The following is a 20,143-nucleotide window of genomic DNA, read 5'->3' as shown; positions in this document are numbered from 1 at the left end:
CCAGGGGAGCAGGCTGCCGTCCGGCTGCTGCGCGAGCTGGTTCAGCCGGACCCGGGCGATCTTTCAGCGATCGCGGGCGGGCCGGCGTCCGTCCGCGATCGGCCGTTTCGCGGCTGTGGTTGGCCGCCTGCCGTCATCAGGCCACATTAGCCTTGCCTTACTACCGGCGGCGTCCCGCTCGGGCGGAGCGTCGTTGTGAGTGATTTATGCTGGGCCGCAATGCATTACGGATGTCCGCGCGAGGCGGGCGTCCGTCGGAACGCATTGCCGAACACTGAGCGAAGGAGATTCGATCATGATCGCCGACACCCACCGCCCCATCCTCGACCCCGTGGTCAACGCCGTCATCGCCAGACTCGCCGCGGCGCAACAGTATCCACCCGACGACCCGCGCCACGGCCGCGAGCGTGATCCGCACGCCTACAGCGAGTACGGCTTCTCCATTTCCCCGGACCAGGGTGACCTGCTCTATCTGCTGTGCCGCGGTCTCCGCGCGACCCGGGTCGTCGAGTTCGCGACCTCGGTCGGCATGTCGACGCTCTACTTCGCCGCTGCCATGCGGGACAACGGCGGCGGCACGGTGATCGGATCGGAGATCGTGCCCGCCAAGGTCGCCACCGCCCGGCGCAACCTCGCCGATGCCGGGCTCGCCGGCTACGCCGAGATCCGCGAAGGTGACGCGCGGATTACGCTGCGCGACCTCGGCGGCCCGGTCGACTTCGCGCTGATCGATGGCTGGCTCGGTGCGGAGCCGTCGCTCGCGCGGGAGCTTATCGAGATCATCGCACCGCAGCTGCGCATCGGCGGGTATGTCATGAACGACAACGCCGAGCCCGATTTCCTTGCCTACGTTCGTGATCCGGCCAACGGCTTCCTGTCGGTCACGCTGCCGTTGCACGGCGGAACCGAACTCTGCGTCAAGGTGGGGGAGTGACGATGGGCGAGGTGAGCGGTGGGGTGCACCTGTAACGCGCCGATCGCGATGTCAGTGGGACTGTCAGGTGCGTGTCAGCGCGGTGTCAGCGGTCCCGGACAGAGTGTGTACATCGGCACCGACCCGGTGCCACAACCGATTTCGAGGAGTACACGACATGTCCATCACCATCACCGACCAAGACAAGAGCACCCTGCGCACCGCCGCCTACGGCGCCGTCGCACTGCTGGCCGCCGCCGGTGCGCCGCACAAGGGCATCGCGCAGGGATCTACCGCACTGACCTCGGCGACCGGGCTGGTCGGGCACGTGCTCTCGGCCAAGTCGAAAGACATTCACCTGCCGGGTAAGTCCGTGGCCGAGCTCGCCGATCAGGTGCTGCCCGCGCTGACCGCGAGCGTGCAGTTGCTCGGCGAGCAGTCTCCGGACGAGGCGGGCAACTTCCGCGACACGGTCTTGGTCGCGGTCGAAGCCGCCGAACAGTCCGGCAAGGGGCAGGTGAGCCCCGCGGTGGCCGCAATGGCGCGCAAGATCACTGCGGCTCTCGACGCCTGACGAATGTGATTCCGGCGCAGCCTGATCGGGCGTGGGGTCCATATCGGACCGCACGCCCGGCGGTTCTCTGCCGGTACGCGGCGCTCCCTTCGCGGACCTCACTTGTCAATCGGAGCGCTGTTCCGTATATTCGGAACGGCGCTCCGGTTGACTGTCGTGCCCGCCGGAACCTGCGCGTCCGCCCATGGACGCGGCGCTCCTCACGTTCGAAGGGAACCCGCATGCCCGCACCCGCCCCGAGTGCCGTCCCCGCCCTGACCACTCCGATCATCAGCATCAAACCGGTCGTCCTACCAGTGCCGGATCGCGGTGAAGACCTGCAAGTTCGCCTCTCGGCACCGGTCTCCGGCCTCGACCTCCCGGTCGTCGTCCTCGCCCACGGCTTCGGCAAGTCGATGGCGTCCTACGACCCGCTGGTCGATTTCTGGGCAGGCAACGGGTTCGTCGTCATCCAGCCGACATTCCTCGATTCGCGCACGCTCGCCCTCGCCCCGTCCGACCCGCGGTATCCGGACATCTGGCGCACCCGCGTCGACGACGTCGTGCGCGTACTCGACCGGCTCGACCACATTGCCGCCGCTGTCCCCGGCCTCGCCGAGCGCATCGACCGCGACCGCATCGCCGTCGCCGGCCACTCGTGGGGCGGGCAGACCGTCGGCATGCTGCTCGGCGCGCGCGTCCTCGACGCCGACGGGCAACCCGGTCCGGACCTGACCGACGCTCGCGTGAAAGTCGGTGTGCTGCTTGCCACTACCGGCATCGGCGGTGGTGACCTGACCCCGTTCGCGGTGCAGAACTTCGCCTTCATGAACCCCGACTTCACCGGCCTGGCCACGCCGACCCTGGTGGTCGCCGGCGACCACGACCAGTCCCTGCTCTCGACCCGCGGCCCCGACTGGTTCACCGACGTCTATACCTACAGCCCCGGCGCGGAAAGCCTGCTCACCTTGTTCGGCGCCGAACACTCGCTGGGCGGAATCCACGCCTACGACGCCAAGGACACCACCGACGAGAGCCCCGACCGGGTCGCCCTGATCCGTCAGGCGTCGTGGGCCTACCTGCGCAGCGCGCTAGGGATCGACGAAACAGGTTGGAAGCAGTGCCAATTGGATCTCGCCCGATCCGCCGATCCGATCGGGCGCATCGATAACAAGTAGGCCGGGTTACCGGCGCTGCATCGCCTCGCGGCGCACTTCGGAATCGGGATCGGCGGCCAAGCGGGCCAGCAGGCGCCGGGCCTCCTTGCCCCGATATCGGTGCAACGCCCACGCGAGCGCGTACCGGACGTCGGGGTTGGGGTGGTCGGCGTAGCCTGCTACGTCATCGACGTCGCCACGGCTACGACGGCCGAGGCCATAGAGTGCGATCATCACGTCGTCATCGGTGGCCGCGTTCCGGAGTTGTTCCAGCAGTTGAGGTTTCGTGAGCTCCGGCGGGTCGGGGTCGAATCGGCGGCGCAGGACGGCAGCCTTGTATTCTCCGCGTCCCAGACATGCGGGACACGCGCAAGGTCGCCGGCCGTGCGCGTCGGGCCGGTACCGCCACCCGGTCACCTGACGTACCTGCCGAACCCGATGCAGCTCGGCGGGTGCGATCGAACGGGGTATGACGATCTGGTATCCGCGTGGATCGTCAGCATGCAGGATCACCGAAACGGCCTCGGCCGCGGTCATTTCCGTGCCGCCCGCCGAATAGTGCCCGACTCGGACGAGCTCGTGGTCGGGAACTCGGAAGTGCACTGCCACAATCAGTCGCTGCCCGCCCCGACGCAACTCGCGCAACCATTGATGCGACAGCACGTAAGACGGCAGCACCGGCATGCAGAACACCCCGCGCCGATATCCCGACGCGGCGATGCCCGCCCGGCGGATTCGGCGGGCGTTCTTCTCCGGTGTCAGGTGCACGAGCATGGCCACCAGAAGGCCGTAGCGATGTTATGGCGCTTGTGGATAAGGGTTTTCGGTTGAAACCAGGGTCAGGTCAAGCGGGGAGGTCCCCTGAGTGCAGCGCGGCCGGCAGGGTCTCGAACAGGTCGAGCATCCCGTCGAGTCCGGTCACCTCGATCGGTCGCCGCACCTGCGGCGAGGCGACCACCCGCAAACTGTCCTTCGCGAGCTTTTCCAACGCGAGCAGCAGCACGCTGAGCCCGGCGGATCCGAAGAAACCCACCCCCGAAAGATCGATCACGAGCACCGGGGGCGTCCGGTCCAGCGCTTCCTCGATCCCGGATTGCAGCTGGGGCGCGGATGCCGCGTCGACCTCGCCGCGGGCGGTCAGCACCGCTGTCGTGCCGACCCAGTTCAGGCGTACCTGCAGCGCACGCGACTCGGCGGTCATAGCGGCCCTGTCATCGTGACGGATTCGCTGACCACGGCCTCGCCCCCATGGGTGTGCCGCCCGGCGTAGCTGCTGGGGACCACGGCCATGGCATACCTCCTCGCATAGTTGTTTCCAATGGTGGACCGGGCGGGTCCGGTGGCCGGGCCCGCCCGGAACGCCGGGCTTTCGTCAGCGCCGCGGCAGACGGATCAGGCGTTGATCGCCTGCCGCCGATCGTGGTGCTCGATCTCGATCTTGCGCGGCTTGGCCTGCTCCGCGACCGGAATGGCCAGGCGCAGCACCCCATCGGTGTAGTCGGCGCGGATATTGTCGGTATCGAGGCCCTCACCCAGGAACAGCTGGCGGCTGAATGCCCCGCGGGAGCGTTCCGCGGCGATCATCGATCGACCCGAATCCAGTTCCGGGCGAGCGGCTTTCACGGTCACCACATTGCGTTCGATGTCCAGATCCAGCGATTTCGGGTCGATCCCCGGGAGATCGAACTCGACCAGGAACTCGTCGCCCTCGCGCCAGGCGTCCATCGGCATCACCGCGGGCCGAGCCGCTGTGCCGAACACCTGCTGCGTGAGACGGTCCAGATCACGGAACGGATCGGTACGCATCAGCATGGTCGCCACCTCCAACACACTCCATTCTTTATCGAGTCAGATAATCTGCGCCAAATGGCATAGATTTGTTGTAGCACTCTCGACATATGAGTGCAAGTGTCTAGAATAGAAAACCTGAACGAAACCTACAGATGAGGAGAGCGATGCAGCAGGACCCTCAGCCAGGATCACATCTACCCGACCCAGGCCAAGCTGTGTACGGGATCTCGGTCGCCGCCGACCTCGCCGGGATCGGCGTGCAGACACTGCGGCTCTACGAACGCCACGGCCTGCTCACCCCCGCTCGCAGCGACGGCGGCACCCGTCGCTACAGCGGTGACGACATCGCTCGGCTCCAGCGCATCGCCGCCCTCGCCGCCGCCGGGGTGAACCTCGCGGGCATCGGACGCATTCTCGACCTAGAAGACACCAACGCCACCCTGAATACCGACAACGACCGCCTCCGCGACGACAACACCGCCCTGCGCGCCGACAACCGAGCCCGCAGCGAGACATCTAAATAGCATCGATCGATGCGGCGCTCGCGCGTGACCTGATGACGTTCGGCCGACGCGAGGTCAGGGCAGTAGGTTGCCCGACGCTGCGTCGTAGCGCAGGACGCGGTCGGGTTGCGGGACTACCCAACCGGCGGTGCCCAAGGCGGGCTCCGCCGCCTCGGGGACGGTGACGCCCACGCTGAACCCGGTGCCCGCCACGGTGACAAGGGAAGTCGCGCCGAGGTGCTCGACCGTGGACACGGTGCCGTGCAGAGCGCCGTCGACGGCTGTGGTGGAGAAGCTGAGGTATTCCGGGCGGGCTCCCCAGACGACGGATGATTCGAGCCCGGCCAGCTCGCCGGGGATCAGGTTCATGGGGGTGGAGCCGATGAAGTTGGCCACGAACGTGTCTGCGGGCCTGCGGAATACCTCGCGGGCAGTGCCCAGTTGGCGGATCCGGCCGTCGGACATCACGGCGATCCGGTCGGCGAGGGCGAGCGCCTCGGCTTGATCGTGGGTGACGAACACGGTGGTCACGCCGAGTTCGTGTTGCAGCTTCTTCAGGAACGTACGGGCTTCCAGTCGCAGGCGAGCGTCGAGGTTGGACAGCGGCTCGTCGAACAGAAAGACCTTGGGGTGGCAGGCCATCGCGCGCGCCAGCGCGACTCGTTGTTGCTGCCCGCCGGACAGTTCGGCGGGGCGGCGGTCCATCAATCCCTGTAGCGACAGCTGATCGCCGGTCTCGGTCGCCTTCGCCGCGCGGGTCCGCCGATCGGTGCCGCGCACCTTGAGCGGGTAGGCGATGTTGTCGAGCACCGTCATGTGCGGGAACAGTGCGTAGTCCTGGAACACCATGGCCACGTCGCGCCGACCGGGGGACAGCCGGGTGACGTCCTTGCCGTCGATCCGAATCCGGCCGCTGGTCGGGGTTTCCAGGCCGGCGATGGTGCGCAGCAGGGTGGTCTTGCCGCATCCGGAAGGGCCGAGCAGCGCGAAGAACTCACCGTCGTTGATCGTGAAGCTCAGGGCGTCAAGGGCTTTGACGTCGCCGGGGAAGACCTTGGTGAGGCCGGCCAGATCGATCTGCGCCATCTAGGACTTGATCCCTCCGTGGAGCCGGAAGCCGTAGCGCCGGTTGACGAACAGGTACATCAGCACGACCGGGATGGAGTACAGCAGGGAGAAGGCCGAGATCGGGCCGAGTTGTGCTCCGCCGCCCTCGTCGTAGAAGGTGCGCACGACCACGGCGGCCGGCTGCTTGTCCTGATCGCGCAGCAGCAGGAACGGGACCAGGTAGCTGCCCCACACATTCACCACCGTCCATACCGCGATCGTCGCCAGTCCGGGCCGGGCGAGCGGCACCACGATGTCGCGGAGGATGCGCAATGGTCCCGCGCCGAACACTCGCGCTGATTCCTCGTAGGACCGGGGCACCGAGTCCATGAAGTCCTTCAGGATGAAGATCGCCGCGGGCAGCAACCCGCCGGACAGCACCAGCACGACGCCGAATTCCCGGTCCAGCAAACCGATTTTCCAGATCATCAGGAAGATCGGCACCATCGCCGCGGTGCCGGTGACCACGCTGGAGAGCAGTAACAGCAAGTACAGCAGGGCATCTCGGCCGGGGATCCGGACCCGAGACAGCGCGTACGCCGCGAGCGCCGCGCTGGAGACCACCAGCACCATGCAGAGGAAGGACAGCAGCACGGAGTTCCACAGCGAGCCCATGGTGAGGTCGTTCTCGAACAGCGCCGAGAAATGGCGCAGGGTCGGCTTTTTCGGAAACCGTGGGGCATACCCCGGGTTGGCGTCGAACGGCGCCGAAGCGAGCCACAGCATCGGCAACGCGAAGAACCCGGTCACCACCGCGACGAACGTATAGAACCCGATCCGCCCGGCCATCTGGCGTGGATTCACCGCGTCCTCCTTCGCAGCAGGCGCAGATAGAACAGTGCCAGCACCAGATTGATCAGCAGCATCAGCACCGACGCGGCGGCGCCGTAACCCAGTGCGCCGTCGTCGATTCCCTGCCGGTACAGGAAGATCGGCACGGTCTCGCTGCGATGATTCGGTTCACCGCGGGTGAGCAGGTACGGGGTGAAGTCGTTGAAGGTCCACAGGCTGATCAGCAACGTATTGGTCAGGACATGCCCGCGCAGGTGCGGAAACAGCACGTCCCGCGCGATCTGCGGTCCGGAAGCCCCGGCGAGCCGGGCCGTTTCGAGGTGCGAGGGCGGGACCGTGGACAGCGCCGCCGAATACAGCAGCATCGAGAACGCGGTCCCGCGCCAGATGTTGAACACGACGATGACGACCAGCGGTTGCTGGATCATCCACGCGTACCCGGGGGTGTCCAGCAGCCGGTTGGCGGAACCCTCGTCGCGGTCGAGCATCGCGATCCACAGCACCGCGACCACACTGGCGGGCAAGATCCAGGCCAGCAGCACCAGGCTTTCCACCACCGCGCGCACCCAGCGCGCGGCGGTGCGCATCGACCAGGCCAGGGTGAACCCGAGGCAGTTCTGCCCGATGATGGCCGAACCGAACACGAACAGCAGCGTGATCCACACGCTGTTGCCGAACAGTGGATCCGTCAGCGCCTTCGCGTAATTGTCCAGTCCCACAAAGGAAACGTGCACCGAGGTGCGCCCGGACACGGTGAGATTCGTCAACCCGATCCACAGCAACCACAGCGCCGGGAAGACCAGGAACGCGGCGATCAGCAACAGCGCCGGTGCGACGAACGCACTCGCCCGCCAGCGCCCCAACCCGGCGACGTCGGTGTCGGATCCGCCCCTCGGTACCTCGGTGACGACGGGTTCAGTCACCGGATACCTTGTCCGTGCCGACCGCCTCCTTCACCGCTTTGCCATACGCCGCAGCGGCATCCGCCGTGCTCTTACCGGTGACCACGTCCAGCGTCGCCTGCGCGAGCGCCTTGGATACCTTGGTGTACTCCGGCAGCGCCGGCCGCAACGACGTGATCGGCAGGATCTGCTCGGACACGAAGGTCAGCATCGGATCTTCGCCCAGGGCATCGGCATTCACGTCCTGCCGTGCGGTGATTCGTGGCCCGCCGCCGGCGATCAACGCGCTGAACGCCTCCGGTGAGTTCATGAATTGCAAGAGTTCCCAGGCCAATTCGACGTGCTTGCTCTTCGGGTTGATCAGCCTCCCGCCGCCACCGGACACGCTCACGAAGTCCTGGTTGTGCACTCCGGTCCCAGGCGCGGCCGCGGGGATCTTCGCCCAGCCCACCTGGGTGTCCCGGTCGGCCATCGGGAAGCTGCCGCCGCGGGGATTCAGTACGCCGCGCCAGAAGTAGTCGCTCTCCAACAGGATTCCCACCTGGCCCTTGGCGAACTTCTCGAAGCTCTTCTCCCGGCCCTTGGCGTCCTGCTGTAATTCCGCGTCGCCCAGCTGCTCCCCGTACAACGCGCGGTAGAAGTCCAGCACCGCACGGAATTTCGCAGTGTTCCCCACCCACTTCCCGTCCTCGAATAGGTTGCTGCCGGTGCCGGCCAGCAAGGGCAGAATGCCCTGCGTGGTGGTCGCCTCGCCGAAGCTGGTGCCCGCATTCAGTTGCACCGGAACGATTCCGGGCACCGCCTTCAGCTTTCGTGCGGCCTCCAGCACCTGATCCCAGCTGGTCGGCTGCCAGTCCGCCAGCATGCCCGCCTGCTGGAACAGCTTGCGGTTGAAGAACAGCACCCGTCCGTCGGTCTCCTGCGGTATGCCGTACTGCGTGCCGTTGTACGAGGTCAGCTGCTGCACGGTGGCCGGAATGTGCTGCCAGCCATCCCACGCCCGCACCCGATCCGCGCCGACCAGCTCATCGAGCGGCTCGATCTGCTCGCCCTCGGCGAACTCGCCGACCCAGATCCCGTCCAGCGACACGACATCGGCCCCGGTGCCGGTCTTCAGGTCTTTGGCGATCCGGCTCTTGTAATCCTCGTCCGGAACCCCGGTCGCCTGGAACTTCACCGTCACGGTGACGCCCTTGGCCTGTTGCTGGGCCACGAATTTCGGGATGACCCAGTCTTCGATCCATTTCGCCTCGGCCGCGTTCTTCCCGCCGGCCGAGTTGATCGCGTTCGCGGTGATCGTCACCGTCTCCCGGCCGCTGTCCGACCCGCACGCCACCCCTCCTGCCAAGAGCGAGCTGACGCTCACCACCGCCGCGAACAACCGCCAGTTCGACGCCATGGGTTCCTCCTGCAAGGCAGATCCATACTCACTGTGCCGGAGAATTCACCGCGCTGTCGCAGAATGGGTGCAGTTCGATCATCATGCCCACGATCCGATCGGAGCCACCGCTATGCACGATGACCGTCGGTTGATCGAGAGCCGCCTCGGACGAGTCCTGACGGAACGGATCGCGCCGGCGATCTATCCGGAATCGGTGCCGCTCACCGCGGGTATCTGGGTCGCGCCGGATGAGCCGGTGCCGGTCGCCGAGGGCTTGGCCGCGCCGCGGACGCCGATCCGGCCCGGCGCGCAATGGGGTGCGCCGTGGGGGACGAGCTGGCTCACCGTCGAGGGGACGGTGCCTGCCGAGTGGGCGGGCAAGACGGTCGAGGCGATCATCGATATCGGCTTCGATCCGAACATGACCGGCTTCCAGTGCGAAGGGCTGGTCTACCGGCCGGATGGATCGCCGGTCAAGGGGCTGCATCCGCGGAGCCAGTGGGTGCGGGTGGCGAAACCGGCGGTCGGCGGTGAACAGGTGCTGCTGCATGTCGAGGCGGCCTCGAATCCGGTCATCCCGTTCTTCGCGCCGACCGCGCTCGGGGACAAGCTCACCGCGGGCGCCGATCCGCAATACCGTTTGGGCCGAATGGATCTCGTGGTGTTCGACGAGGAGGTCTGGCAGCTGGTGCTCGATCTGGAGGTGCTCGGCGAGCTGATGCACGAGATGCCGGAGGATCCGGCCCGGCGCTACGACATCGTCCGGGCAATCGAGCGGGCACTCGACGCGATCGATCTACAGAACGTCAACGGCACTGCCGCGGCGGCACGCGCCTGCCTGGTCGAGGCGCTGGCCAAGCCGGCGATATCGTCCGCGCACACGATCTCGGCGGTCGGGCACGCGCATATCGACTCGGCGTGGCTGTGGCCGCTGCGGGAGACGGTGCGCAAGGTCGCGCGCACCACGGCGAACATGGCCGCGTTGCTGGCCGAGGAACCCGAGTTCGTCTTCGCGATGTCCCAAGCGGCGCAATACGACTTCATCAAGCGGCATCGGCCGGAGGTGTACGCGGAGGTCAAGGCGGCGGTGGCGGCGGGGCGGTTCGTGCCGGCCGGCGGCATGTGGGTCGAGGCCGATACGAATATGCCCGGGTCCGAGGCGATGGCGCGGCAGTTCGTGCACGGCAAGCGATTCTTCCTGGCGGAATTCGGGGTCGAGAACGAGGAGGCGTGGTTGCCCGATACGTTCGGCTTCGCCGCCGGGCTGCCCCAGATCATCAAGGCCGCCGGGAGCAAATGGCTACTGACCCAGAAGATTTCCTGGAGCCAGATCAATCAGTTCCCGCACCACACGTTCCTGTGGGAGGGGGTCGACGGGACCCGGATCTTCACTCACTTCCCGCCGGTCGACACCTATAACTGTTCGATGCAGGGGCGTGAGATCGCGCATGCCGCAAGGAATTTCAAGGAAAAGGGCCGGGCGACGCGGTCGCTGGCGCCGACCGGTTACGGCGACGGCGGGGGCGGGACGACGCGGGAGATGGTCGCCAAGGCGGCCAGGATGAAGAACCTCGAGGGTTCGCCGAAGGTGCGGTGGGACAAGCCCGCCGACTTCTTCGCGAAAGCAGAAGCGGAGTACCAGAACCCGCCGGTGTGGGTGGGTGAGCTGTACCTGGAGCTGCATCGCGCGACGCTGACCAGTCAGGCGAAGACCAAGCAGGGCAATCGGCGTAGCGAGCACCTGTTGCGGGAAGCCGAACTGTGGGCCGCGACTGCCGCGGTTCGCAAGGGTGTCGAGTATCCCTATGCGGCGCTGGACCGGATCTGGAAGACGGTGCTGCTGAACCAGTTCCATGACATCCTGCCGGGGTCGTCGATCGCCTGGGTGTATCGAGAGGCGGAGCAGACCTACGCCGAAGTGGCCGAGGAGCTTACGGCGATCATCGAGCAGTCCCAGTGGGCGCTCGGCGGTGAGCAGGTGGGGCCGAACGTCTTCAACCCGGCACCGCACGCGTGGCGCTCGATTCCGGCCGGTGCCGCCGGACCGGCGGATTCGGGTGATCCGTGCCCGGTGACCGAGCGCACGGAGGGCGGATTCGTTCTCGACAACGGTCTGTTACGGGTCGAGGTCGATGCGCGTGGACTCGTCGTGTCGCTGTTCGATGCCGAGCGTCAGCGCGAGACCCTGCCGCCGGGTTCGGCCGCGAATCTGCTTCAGCTGCATCCTGATCTGCCCAACTCGTGGGATGCCTGGGATGTCGACATCTTCTACCGCAACCGCGTCACCGACCTCGTCGAGGTAGACTTTATTGCCGCAGAACCGGATTCGAGTCGGATCCGGATTCGCCGGTCATTCGGCTCGTCCACGGTCGAACAGACCCTGACCCTGCGGCCGGGCGCGCACGGCCTGGACATCGACACCACCGTCGACTGGCACGAAACCGAGAAGTTCCTCAAACTCGCCTTCCCCCTGGACATTCACGCCGACCGCTACGCCGCCGAAACCCAGTTCGGCCACCTGTACCGCCCCACCCACACCAACACCAGCTGGGAATACGCCAAGTTCGAAGCCTGCAATCACCGCTTCGTCCACTTCGCCGAACCCGGTTGGGGCGTAGCCCTCGTCAACGACTCCACCTACGGCCACGACGTCACCCGCACCGTCCGCCCCGACGGCGGAACAACCACCACCGTGCGTGCCTCACTGCTCCGCGCCCCCCGCTTCCCCGACCCCCAAACCGACCACGGCGCCCACCACTTCCGCCACTCCCTGATCCCCGGCGCCACCATCGGCGACGCAGTCCGAGCCGGCTACCGCATCAACCTCACCCCCCTGCGTGCGGGCGTAGCCGAACCCGTTGCCCCCCTGTTCACCATCGACAACGACGCCGTAGTCACCAGCGCCGTCAAACTCGCCGACGACGCCACCGGCGACCTCATCCTCCGCGTCTACGAGTCCCACGGCGGCCGAGCCTCCACCCTGATCACCCCCGCTTTCGAATACACCCGGTTCCGGGCCTGCGACCTACTGGAGCGCCCGATAACCGACACCCCCGCAACCCCAGCCCCCTCCGGAGTCCGCCTCCACCTGCGCCCCTTCCAACTCGTCACCCTCCGCTTCACCCGTCCCTGAACCCGCCGCCGGGTGCGATCTATGTAGATCGAATCTACGTAGATCCGATCTACATAGATCGCATCTACGTCAGTGCAGTGGTGTGCAGGTGGGTTGGGGTGGATGGGCCACCGGGCAGGTGGGGGGTTGGGTGGCGAAGTGGGTTTGGCAGAGGTGGAGGCGGCGGGCGTCCAGGACCATCCAGGTGCCGAGGAGGAGTTGGGTGGTGCCGCGCCAGACGTCTTCGAAGCGGTCTCGGGCGCGTAGGGCGGTGAGGGCGGTGCGCAGCCGGATCGGGGATGGGGGGTTGGCGGGGGAGAGGAGGAGGCAGGGGGCTCGGTGAGGGATGGAGCGGGTGTGGGAGACGGAAGAGCGTAGGTGGTGGTGGGACAGGACTGTTCGGGTTACGGCGCGCATGGCTATCGGGGAGAGGCGCCAGGCGGGGCAGGGTCGGTTGGCGGCCACGCCGAAGGGGATGTGGTGGGTGTCTTTGGGGCGGTGGGTGGTCCAGCGGTCGGGATTGAAGCGGTCGGGGTCGGTGTGGCCGGTGCGTTCGAATTCCTGGTAGTTGAAGCAGAGCACTGTTCCGGAGGGGATGGTGGTGCCGTTTCCGATGTTGATGTCGGCGGTGGTGATTCGGTGGGCGATGCCGAAAAGCGGGAACTGGCGCAGGGTTTCGTCGAGTACGTGGTCCAGGTACTGGGTGTTCGGCTCGGCCAGGAGACGGTCTTGGACGTCTTGGTGCTGGGCGATCGCCAGCAGCAGGTGGGCCATGCCTTCGGACATCTGGACGACGGCGGTGTTGAAGAATGCGCCTTGCAGGTAGTGGGCGCGTTCGAGTCGGTCGAGCGAGCCGGGCAATTGGTGCGGTACATCGCCGGCGTCGATTCGGTCCAGCAGGTAGCGGGTCAGGCGGTCGCGGCGGCACATATGGCGCAGGCCGGTGCATTTCAGTGAGGTGACCACGTCGTCGGCATTGCCGACGATGAGAGCTCGGGCGTGCGGCGGGCAGGGCTCGCGAAAGACCAACTCGTAGAAGAACTCTGCCCAGATCGGCATCATCAGGTCGCGTAGCCGGACCAAGGCCAGTGGCCGGCGGGGTAGTTCGCGGAGTACTCGGCGGGTGCAGCGGTCCGCAAGGCGCTCGATCTCCGGAGTAGGCAGCGACAGGATGGCCCGGGTGGTGCGGGCCGCCTCGTCGTAGCGCGGCCCGTCCTCGAGGTGTTCCTGATGTACCTCGGGGCCGGGGGCGAGCCAGTACCAGAACAGGTCCGACAGCGCCGCTCCCCGGCTGCGTCCGTTGGCCGCCGGGTCCGAGTACAGACGCAGGAACAGGTCGGGCCCGCCGCGTTCGCCGGGGAGGGTTATCTCGTTGCTGCCGTTGACTTTCGCGAAAATCCACACCCGCAGGGTCACCACTGCTCGCGGCAACCAACGCGACACGGCCCACAGTGCGCCCGCGGCCGCCAGCAGCGACATCGATCGCTTCAAGACCTTGCCGCCCCTCGCACGGTGACCAGGTCCGCGTTCAGGTCGGACAGTGCGGCTACTCCGCACATGGTCAGCGTGTGCTCGAACTCCGAGCGCAGCGTGTCCAGCACGTCCGTCACCCCCTTGTCGCCGCCGACGGTCAAGCCCCACAGCACCGGCCGTCCCACACCGACCGCCGTGGCGCCGAGGGCCAGCGCCAGCACCACATCCGAGCCGCGCCGGACCCCGCCGTCGAGGTACACCGGGATCCGCCCGGCCACCGCCGCACTGATCGCGGGCAGCGCGTCCAACGTCGCGCACACGGTATCGAGTTGGCGGCCACCATGATTGGACACGACGATCGCGTCGGCTCCGTGCTCCACCGCCAGCCGCGCGTCCTCGGGGTGCAGGATCCCCTTGAGCACGACCGGAAGCCGGGTCAGCTCACGAAGGCGACGCAGGTGGTCCCAGGTGAACTCGGCCGACATCGCGATCGACCGAACCCCGTTTCCGGTCGTCCCCGGTAAGCCGCGCATGTTCTCCGCGTACATACCCGCGGGCAGGTCGTGGAAGCCGTGGCGATCCTCCCGGAACCTCCGGCCGCGCACCGGGGAATCGACGGTGACCACCAGCGCCGTGCAGCCCGCCCGCTCGCCGCGCCGGACCAGCTCCGCGGTCACCTCCGGCTCGGGGTGCAGATACAGCTGGAACCACACGCGCGCGTCGCGGTCGACCTCCCGGGCGGCGGAGGTCACCTCGCCGATGGCCACCGTCCCGGCCATGCTGGCGATCATGACGAGACCGGCTTCCGCCACACCTCGCGCGGTCGCCCGCTCACCGTCGGGATGAGCCAATCGGTGAAACGCGGTAGGCGACACGAAGACCGGCATGCTACTCGGATCGCCCAGCAGTTCGATGGCACTGGACCGGCCGGTGGTGTCGCGTAAAACCCTGGGCAGCAACGCGAGCCGCCGGAACGCGTGCTCGTTGTCGGCCAGGGTGACCTCTTCGCCCGCGCCGCCGGCGAAGTAGTCGTAATGTGCTGGGTCGAGCAGCTCCCGCGCCCGCTGCTCGAGCGCGGACAGCGGGCCGCTCATCGGGACGGCTCCGGCGCGGGTAGCGCTGTCTCGAGGAAATCGAAAAGCGGCTTGCGGTGGACTGTTTCGTGCACCCACTCGTTCTCGAGGTTCTCCGTGATGTGGTGTTCGGCGATCTGCTCGCCATCGCGATACTGCCGCAACACGGGGTGCAGATAGCGGCCGTCCAGAGCGTTCTCGGCGTCGGACTGTGCGATCCGCTTCGCGTTGATGTCGAACGGATCGACCCGGTCATGGTCTTTGCCGTACTCCAACGTGATCACGAAGTAGCTGTCCACCTCGCCGAGCGACCCCGCCGCGATCGCGTCTGCCACATAATCGACCGGCAGCTCCTCCCAATACCGCGCCGTCCCGGTCGCGTTCAGCGTGACGACATCGCCGAGGAACCCGAACAGCTGCCACAACGCCGACGTCCGGTTGACCCGTGCCAGGATCGCCTCACCGACATCATCGGCGGTCCCGGCCAGCTCGCGGTTCGGCCATTCCCGCGCATGCTCGCGTTGCTCCAGAATCCGATGCAATGACCTTGTCCCATAACGGAACCCATGGATGAACGCGCTGGTCGACTTCTTGAAATCGCGTACCTGCGTGATCGTGCCCGCGAAGTAGAGCCCTGGCACGTTGACCGATTCCCACGCCGGCGTCTGCGCCGGGAACCGGTCGTTGATCGCCAGCTCCGGCCGGCATTCCGGCGCGAAAATCGAAGCGTCGAACCGGAAGCCGGTCGCCACGATCACCCGGTCGTAGCGGATGTCCTTGGTGACCTCGTCGGCCCGGGAGAAGCTCACGGTCACCAGATACGACGAATCCGACTGCCGGGCAATGTCGATGACGTTGCCGTCCAGGATCGCGTTCTGCGACTTCAGCTGATAGGTGTCCAGGAAGTTGTTGTTGACCGCACGCAGGTGGCCGAGAAAGTGCGACTGCCAGGCCAGCCGGATGGAATGCGGACCGGCCACGTGGATGACGGCGGTGGTTTCGATCAGGTTGTCGGCAGTCTCGAAGGCCGAGTTGCCCTTTCCGATGATCAGCACCCGCTGGTCGGTGAAATCCGCTGGGTCCACCGATACTTCGGTGTACAGCTCGGCGGTCTCGATGCCGGGGATCTGCGGGACATAGGGTTTCGAGACACCTGTGGCCACGATCAATCGTCGCGCGCGCAGCACGTTCCCGTGCTGATCGACGGCTTCGAACGCGTCCGGTCGGGTGATCCGCTCGATCCGGGTGTCGTACCGGACCGAAAGCTCGTGTCGCGCAGCGAAATCGCCGAGGTAGCGGACCATGTCGTCGGCGGCGGGGAAGAAGCGCGGGGTGTATTCCTTGAACAGCGGTCCGGGGAGCAGCGAGTTCCAGTCCATCCGCATATTGAGCTCGGGATCGTCCCAGCCGGTGTGCACCTTGTTGATGGAGATCAGCTGACGGTGCCGGGGATACCGGCTGAAGAAGGTGCCCGCGGCCGCTCCGGCCTCGACGATCAGATAGTCGCGACCGGCCGCCTGTAAATGGTGGCCCATCTGGAGACCGGCCGGACCCGCGCCGATGATCAGGTAGTCGAGCTCTGACAAGGTCTCCTCCAAACGTCGTGCTTACCTTGGATATAGCTCCAGCAAGGCCTTCTTGTCCGGCTTGCCGCTGGCCGCGATCGGGGCGTCCGGCACCACCGTGTAGGTCTGCGGCACGCTCGATTCGCCGAGCTCCGCGCGCACCAGGGCGGACAGCGCGGTGGCGTCGGGGGAGTGCCCGGCGCGCGGGACGACGAAGGCGTGTACCGCCTCGCCGCGCCGGTCATCGGGTGCGCCGACGACGTAGGCCTGGTCCACATCGGGATGCCCGGCCAGTACCCGCTCGATCGGCCCGGCATACACCGGCAGCGCGTCGACGATGATCACGTCTCGCGCGCGGCCGGTCAGGTAGAGGTAGCCGTCCTCCAGATAACCCAGGTCGCGAGTGCGCATCCAGCCGTCGACGAGCACGTCGGCCGTCTCGGCCGGATCGCCGAAGTACTCCGACATCATGTAGTCGTTGCGGACGTAGATCTCGCCGTCGCGGACCTCGACGCGCACCCCGGGCAATGGCCGGCCGACCGAGGTGAGCACGCCGCTGCCGATGTCCTGCGGGGACAGCGCGGCCAACCCGCCGGTCTCGGTCTGCCCGTAGGCCTGGTGCACCACCGGACCCAGTACCTCGGCCGCCTCCGCGAGCCGATGTGCGGCCAGCGGCGATCCCGCGACCACCATGGCCCGCAGGGTCCCGGTGTCGGCCGGCGTGGCGCGCAGCGCGTCCAGCATCTGATAGAGCCGGGGCACGTTCATGATTGTCGCGGTGATCCGCAACCGCTCGATGACCTCGGGAAATAGTTGCGCACCACCGGGTTCGGGAATCACCGCGGTGCCGCCGCCGAGCAGGCACAGCGCGAGATAGTCCTGCACGACCGCGCTGGCCAACGTGCCGAACAGTAGATAGCGGCCGAAACAGGCAGCCAGCTGCGCGGTATCCGGGCTCCACGTCGGTTCACCCCAGGACCAGTGCGCGGACATCGCCGCATAGGTCTGCGCACAGCCCTTGGGGAGCCCGGTCGTGCCGCTGGTGTAGGACACCCGCGCGATGTCACCCGCCCGCGCCTCGATGGTCAACGGCTGCGCCGGGCCGCGCAGCAACGCCGCTACCCGCTGGTCGTCCAAGACGGCGTCCACGCCATTGCTCAGCACATGCCGCCGCTGACGCTCGCTGAGCCCGGGCCGCACCCCGATCACCCGGCAGCCGAGCGTGTACGCCGCGAGATACGCGGCCAACGACTCGGCGCTCACGTCCACGACCATGGCCACGCCGGACCCCGGGCCGAGTCCCGACCCACGCAGTCCCTCGGCGATCGTGCCCATCATCGTGAGCAACTGCCCCCGGGTGACCACCCGCGCACCGTGCTCGACCACCGCTTTCTCCGGGGCGGCACGCAACGCCTGAACGATCGACCCGGGAAAGCTCACCGGACCGATGATAGTGATTCCGCCCTCGAGATACTTTGAGATTCAACAAGTTTGGCCGCTACGCCAAACCCTATTCGGGGTCGGTGACTTCGCCTTCGGGTGTGTACATGTCGGCGCGCACCGCGTGGAGTGGTGCGCGGTCGGCCAAACGCAGTGGTTCGGGTTCGGTGACCTCGCCTTCGGGCGTGTACATGTCGGCGCGCACCGCATGGCGCGGCGCGATATCGGTCGCGCGCAGCGGTTCCTCGAACGGCTCGAGCGGGGCCGTGTCGTTCTGCGGCTTGAAGTCGGCGCGCAAGAGCCTGCTGCGCGGCACCGCCGCGATGGAATCGTGCAGGGCGGGGCTGTAGCCGTCGGTATAGCGTCTTACCGCGTGCTGCCGGGTGGGGTGCAGGGGTTCCCGGGCGCGCAATGCCGCCTGCTCGTTCTCCTCGAACGTCTTCGCCGAGTCCCGCAGGTTCTTCGCGTTGTCCTGGAAGACGCCGACGAGGCTGGACAGCGAGGAGAACGTGCCGTCGCGATTCTTCTTGTACCCCTTTTCCCCGTCCGCGAATTTCTCCCCGGCATGGTCGTGCCCCCACGGCTCGCCTTTGCTCTCCGAGGCGGCCTTCAATCGGTCCAGCACCTGCTTGGCCCGATCGGCGACATCGTCGAATTCGGTTGCGGCGCGGCGCAGTCCCTCCGGCTTGATCTCTACGGGTTTACTCATCGTGCTCCTTCGGTCGGTCGGGGTAGCATTTCCAGGTGCTTATTGCTCGGTCGTCCGTTGAATGCCAGCTCTATATGGATCTGCACGCCTGCTCCTGCGGCGAGACGAAATTCGAAGCCGAACATGTGCTGCGTGAGGACCAGGAGGGGCGCCTGCTTGCGGTCTACGGCGGCAGTTGTGCGCGGTGCGGGCTGCCGCGGCAATTCACCTTCGAACTGGATGAGGCCATCCCGCCGTCGCCGCCCGCGTTCGGTGGCCCGACCGCCTCGCGGATCATCTGCCCCGGTGAATTCCTGCTGGTCGCCGAGCAGGCCGCCGCGTCGGTCGCGCTGGTGCCGGTGGCCGGTGCCGCACCGGACCAGGACGTCCGCGACCGGCTCGCGGTGGCTACCGCCGTCGAGGCGGTGACCGAAGTCTTGAAGTTCATCCCCGACTCGATGGATGCCGTCCCCGAGGACGCGTTCATCTCGACGGCCGGTCGCGCCGCCTACACCCGCGAGCCGGGGCGTTTCACCCGCGCGCGGCTCGAGGCGGCCGCCAGTGCCTATCGCGAGGCCCTGTCTGCCCGGCTCTAGTTCCCGGCTGCTGAACCTGCTGCGGGTCAAGGCGTTTCCGGCCGCCGCAGCAGTTGGACCCGGTCACCCCAAGGGACGATAACGCTGCCGTCCGGAGCGATCGCGCAGCTCGAGATGCCGCCGGTCCCGGTACTGGCCTCGGCGATCAGCCGCCAGTCGCGCGGATCCCAGAGCCGCAGCCAATTGCGGCCGTCCGCCCGCACGTCACCGCCGCCGGCCAGCACGACCGGTCCGCTCGCGAGCTCCCCCCAGACGATCGCCTCGATCCGGCCGGGGCAGGCGACCGTCGTCCGCTGGCGCCGCTCGGCGAGATCCCACAGGCACAGACCTTCGCCGCCCGCCACGACCGCGACCGCGCGCCCGTCCAGGACACCCGCCGCCATCGGTTCGGCCACCGAGTTGCCGGTGAGCAGGATGGGTTCGCCGAGAGTCGCACCGGTCCGGATATCCCAGGTCGTGAGCTGAGATTCGGCGTCGTCCGGATCGAGCAGCGGTCGCGCGGCGTAGGTCGACCCCACGACCGCCACCGTGCGGTCGCCGTGCTCGACGACCGCGAGCGAGTCGGTGTAGCCGCCGTGCCACAGCGAGTGGATGGACTGCCCGGCCGTGATGTCCCACACCTCGACCGAACCGGAACTGGCCGGCACCTCGTACACCGACGAGGTCGCGCCCGCGCCGCGGCCGATCAGCAGCAGCTCACGCGCCGCGACGAGGGCGGCCGCGCGTCCGTACAGCTCGGCGATGGGCTTCCCGAGCGGTTCACCGCCGGCCAGGTCCCACGCGCGGACGCGGCCCGCGACGTCGGCGGTCACCGCGATCGGGGTTCTGTCGAGGCGCCCGATCGTCAGATTCAGCAGCGTCGAATCCGCTTGCTCGCCCGGAATGCTCGATCGGATGAGCGGTGCACCTGACTCGAGGTCCCACGCGGCGAGCGTAGGCCCGGCGACGGCGATCGCCGCCGGTCGTCCGGCCACCTCGGCCCAGGCGACGGCCCGCACCCACGCGTTCGGCTCGTCTACCACTGCCGTCCGCCATGCCTCCGCGAAGGCCGCGGTCATGGTTGGCTACCCATCTTGTCCTCCACGCCATCGGTTGTT

The 20,143-nt window shown here is 67.3% G+C and carries 19 protein-coding genes; 6 read left to right on the top strand and 13 right to left on the bottom strand.

Features of this window, described 5'->3' with window-relative positions; genetic code table 11:
- Positions 1-295: 295 nt before the first annotated feature.
- The 3 genes from ACFYO1_RS26840 to ACFYO1_RS26830 all read left to right on the top strand — a co-directional run bounded on the left by ACFYO1_RS26840 (position 296) and on the right by ACFYO1_RS26830 (position 2,644).
- Positions 296-934 (top strand): O-methyltransferase, encoded by a 639-nt coding sequence (locus ACFYO1_RS26840; RefSeq protein ID WP_387236495.1) that lies wholly within the window; start codon positions 296-298, stop codon positions 932-934.
- 157 nt (positions 935-1,091) lie between these two features.
- Positions 1,092-1,487 carry a hypothetical protein gene (locus ACFYO1_RS26835; protein ID WP_387236493.1) on the top strand — a complete coding sequence of 132 codons (396 nt, stop codon included), beginning with the start codon at positions 1,092-1,094 and terminating at the stop codon, positions 1,485-1,487.
- Between the two features lie 221 nt (positions 1,488-1,708).
- A complete protein-coding gene (locus tag ACFYO1_RS26830; RefSeq protein ID WP_387236491.1) occupies positions 1,709-2,644 on the top strand; it encodes an alpha/beta hydrolase family protein in 936 nt (311 codons plus the stop codon).
- 6 nt (positions 2,645-2,650) lie between these two features.
- Here the strand turns inward: ACFYO1_RS26830 and ACFYO1_RS26825 are convergent, their stop codons facing one another.
- From ACFYO1_RS26825 to ACFYO1_RS26815, 3 genes are all read right to left on the bottom strand, one after another.
- Entirely contained in the window at positions 2,651-3,397 is a 747-nt protein-coding gene (locus tag ACFYO1_RS26825; protein ID WP_387238582.1) for a HEAT repeat domain-containing protein, read from the bottom strand.
- Positions 3,398-3,467: 70 nt separating this feature from the next.
- Complete coding sequence (locus ACFYO1_RS26820; RefSeq protein WP_387236489.1) at positions 3,468-3,824, bottom strand: STAS domain-containing protein; 357 nt, start codon at positions 3,822-3,824, stop codon at positions 3,468-3,470.
- A gap of 191 nt (positions 3,825-4,015) precedes the next feature.
- Entirely contained in the window at positions 4,016-4,435 is a 420-nt protein-coding gene (locus ACFYO1_RS26815; protein WP_387236487.1) for an Hsp20/alpha crystallin family protein, read from the bottom strand.
- Positions 4,436-4,578: 143 nt separating this feature from the next.
- Between ACFYO1_RS26815 and ACFYO1_RS26810 the strand changes: the two genes are divergently transcribed.
- A complete protein-coding gene (locus ACFYO1_RS26810) occupies positions 4,579-4,938 on the top strand; it encodes a helix-turn-helix transcriptional regulator (protein ID WP_387236485.1) in 360 nt (119 codons plus the stop codon).
- Between the two features lie 54 nt (positions 4,939-4,992).
- Here the strand turns inward: ACFYO1_RS26810 and ACFYO1_RS26805 are convergent, their stop codons facing one another.
- The 4 genes from ACFYO1_RS26805 to ACFYO1_RS26790 are packed head-to-tail and all read right to left on the bottom strand — an operon-like array spanning position 4,993 to position 9,117.
- On the bottom strand, positions 4,993-6,003 hold the full coding sequence (locus ACFYO1_RS26805) for an ABC transporter ATP-binding protein (RefSeq protein ID WP_387236483.1): 1,011 nt from the start codon (positions 6,001-6,003) through the stop codon (positions 4,993-4,995).
- Positions 6,004-6,828 (bottom strand): carbohydrate ABC transporter permease, encoded by an 825-nt coding sequence (locus ACFYO1_RS26800; RefSeq protein WP_387236481.1) that lies wholly within the window; start codon positions 6,826-6,828, stop codon positions 6,004-6,006.
- Positions 6,825-7,739 carry a carbohydrate ABC transporter permease gene (locus tag ACFYO1_RS26795; RefSeq protein ID WP_387236478.1) on the bottom strand — a complete coding sequence of 305 codons (915 nt, stop codon included), beginning with the start codon at positions 7,737-7,739 and terminating at the stop codon, positions 6,825-6,827. The genes ACFYO1_RS26800 and ACFYO1_RS26795 overlap by 4 nt, the downstream gene beginning before the upstream one ends.
- Positions 7,732-9,117: an extracellular solute-binding protein gene (locus ACFYO1_RS26790; RefSeq protein ID WP_387236476.1), complete on the bottom strand. Its 1,386-nt coding sequence runs from the start codon at positions 9,115-9,117 to the stop codon at positions 7,732-7,734. The genes ACFYO1_RS26795 and ACFYO1_RS26790 overlap by 8 nt, the downstream gene beginning before the upstream one ends.
- Before the next feature lie 112 nt (positions 9,118-9,229).
- Between ACFYO1_RS26790 and ACFYO1_RS26785 the strand changes: the two genes are divergently transcribed.
- Positions 9,230-12,232, top strand: coding sequence for an alpha-mannosidase (locus tag ACFYO1_RS26785; RefSeq protein WP_387236473.1), 3,003 nt, complete (start codon positions 9,230-9,232; stop codon positions 12,230-12,232).
- Positions 12,233-12,301: 69 nt separating this feature from the next.
- Here ACFYO1_RS26785 and ACFYO1_RS26780 read toward each other — a convergent pair whose 3' ends face one another.
- The 5 genes from ACFYO1_RS26780 to ACFYO1_RS26760 form a co-directional block, all read right to left on the bottom strand.
- Positions 12,302-13,690: a cytochrome P450 gene (locus ACFYO1_RS26780; protein WP_387236471.1), complete on the bottom strand. Its 1,389-nt coding sequence runs from the start codon at positions 13,688-13,690 to the stop codon at positions 12,302-12,304.
- A gap of 8 nt (positions 13,691-13,698) precedes the next feature.
- Entirely contained in the window at positions 13,699-14,778 is a 1,080-nt protein-coding gene (locus ACFYO1_RS26775) for an alpha-hydroxy acid oxidase (RefSeq protein ID WP_387236469.1), read from the bottom strand.
- Entirely contained in the window at positions 14,775-16,343 is a 1,569-nt protein-coding gene (locus tag ACFYO1_RS26770; protein ID WP_387236467.1) for an NAD(P)-binding domain-containing protein, read from the bottom strand. The genes ACFYO1_RS26775 and ACFYO1_RS26770 overlap by 4 nt, the downstream gene beginning before the upstream one ends.
- A 21-nt stretch (positions 16,344-16,364) precedes the next feature.
- Positions 16,365-17,762: a class I adenylate-forming enzyme family protein gene (locus ACFYO1_RS26765; protein WP_387236465.1), complete on the bottom strand. Its 1,398-nt coding sequence runs from the start codon at positions 17,760-17,762 to the stop codon at positions 16,365-16,367.
- 70 nt (positions 17,763-17,832) lie between these two features.
- Positions 17,833-18,471 (bottom strand): WXG100 family type VII secretion target, encoded by a 639-nt coding sequence (locus tag ACFYO1_RS26760; RefSeq protein WP_387236463.1) that lies wholly within the window; start codon positions 18,469-18,471, stop codon positions 17,833-17,835.
- Positions 18,472-18,506: 35 nt separating this feature from the next.
- Between ACFYO1_RS26760 and ACFYO1_RS26755 the strand changes: the two genes are divergently transcribed.
- Positions 18,507-19,046 carry a hypothetical protein gene (locus ACFYO1_RS26755; protein ID WP_387236461.1) on the top strand — a complete coding sequence of 180 codons (540 nt, stop codon included), beginning with the start codon at positions 18,507-18,509 and terminating at the stop codon, positions 19,044-19,046.
- A gap of 26 nt (positions 19,047-19,072) precedes the next feature.
- Here the strand turns inward: ACFYO1_RS26755 and ACFYO1_RS26750 are convergent, their stop codons facing one another.
- The gene (locus tag ACFYO1_RS26750) at positions 19,073-20,104 is read right to left on the bottom strand and encodes a WD40 repeat domain-containing protein (RefSeq protein WP_387236459.1); all 1,032 of its coding nucleotides are present in this window, start codon (positions 20,102-20,104) and stop codon (positions 19,073-19,075) included.
- Positions 20,105-20,143 lie beyond the last annotated feature (39 nt).

The sequence above is a fragment of the Nocardia sp. NPDC006044 genome (assembly GCF_042871115.1).
In the GTDB taxonomy this organism is placed as follows: Bacteria; Actinomycetota; Actinomycetes; order Mycobacteriales; family Mycobacteriaceae; genus Nocardia.
Note: the sequence above shows the minus strand (reverse complement) of the source record. Positions and strands in the feature narration are given on the sequence as shown.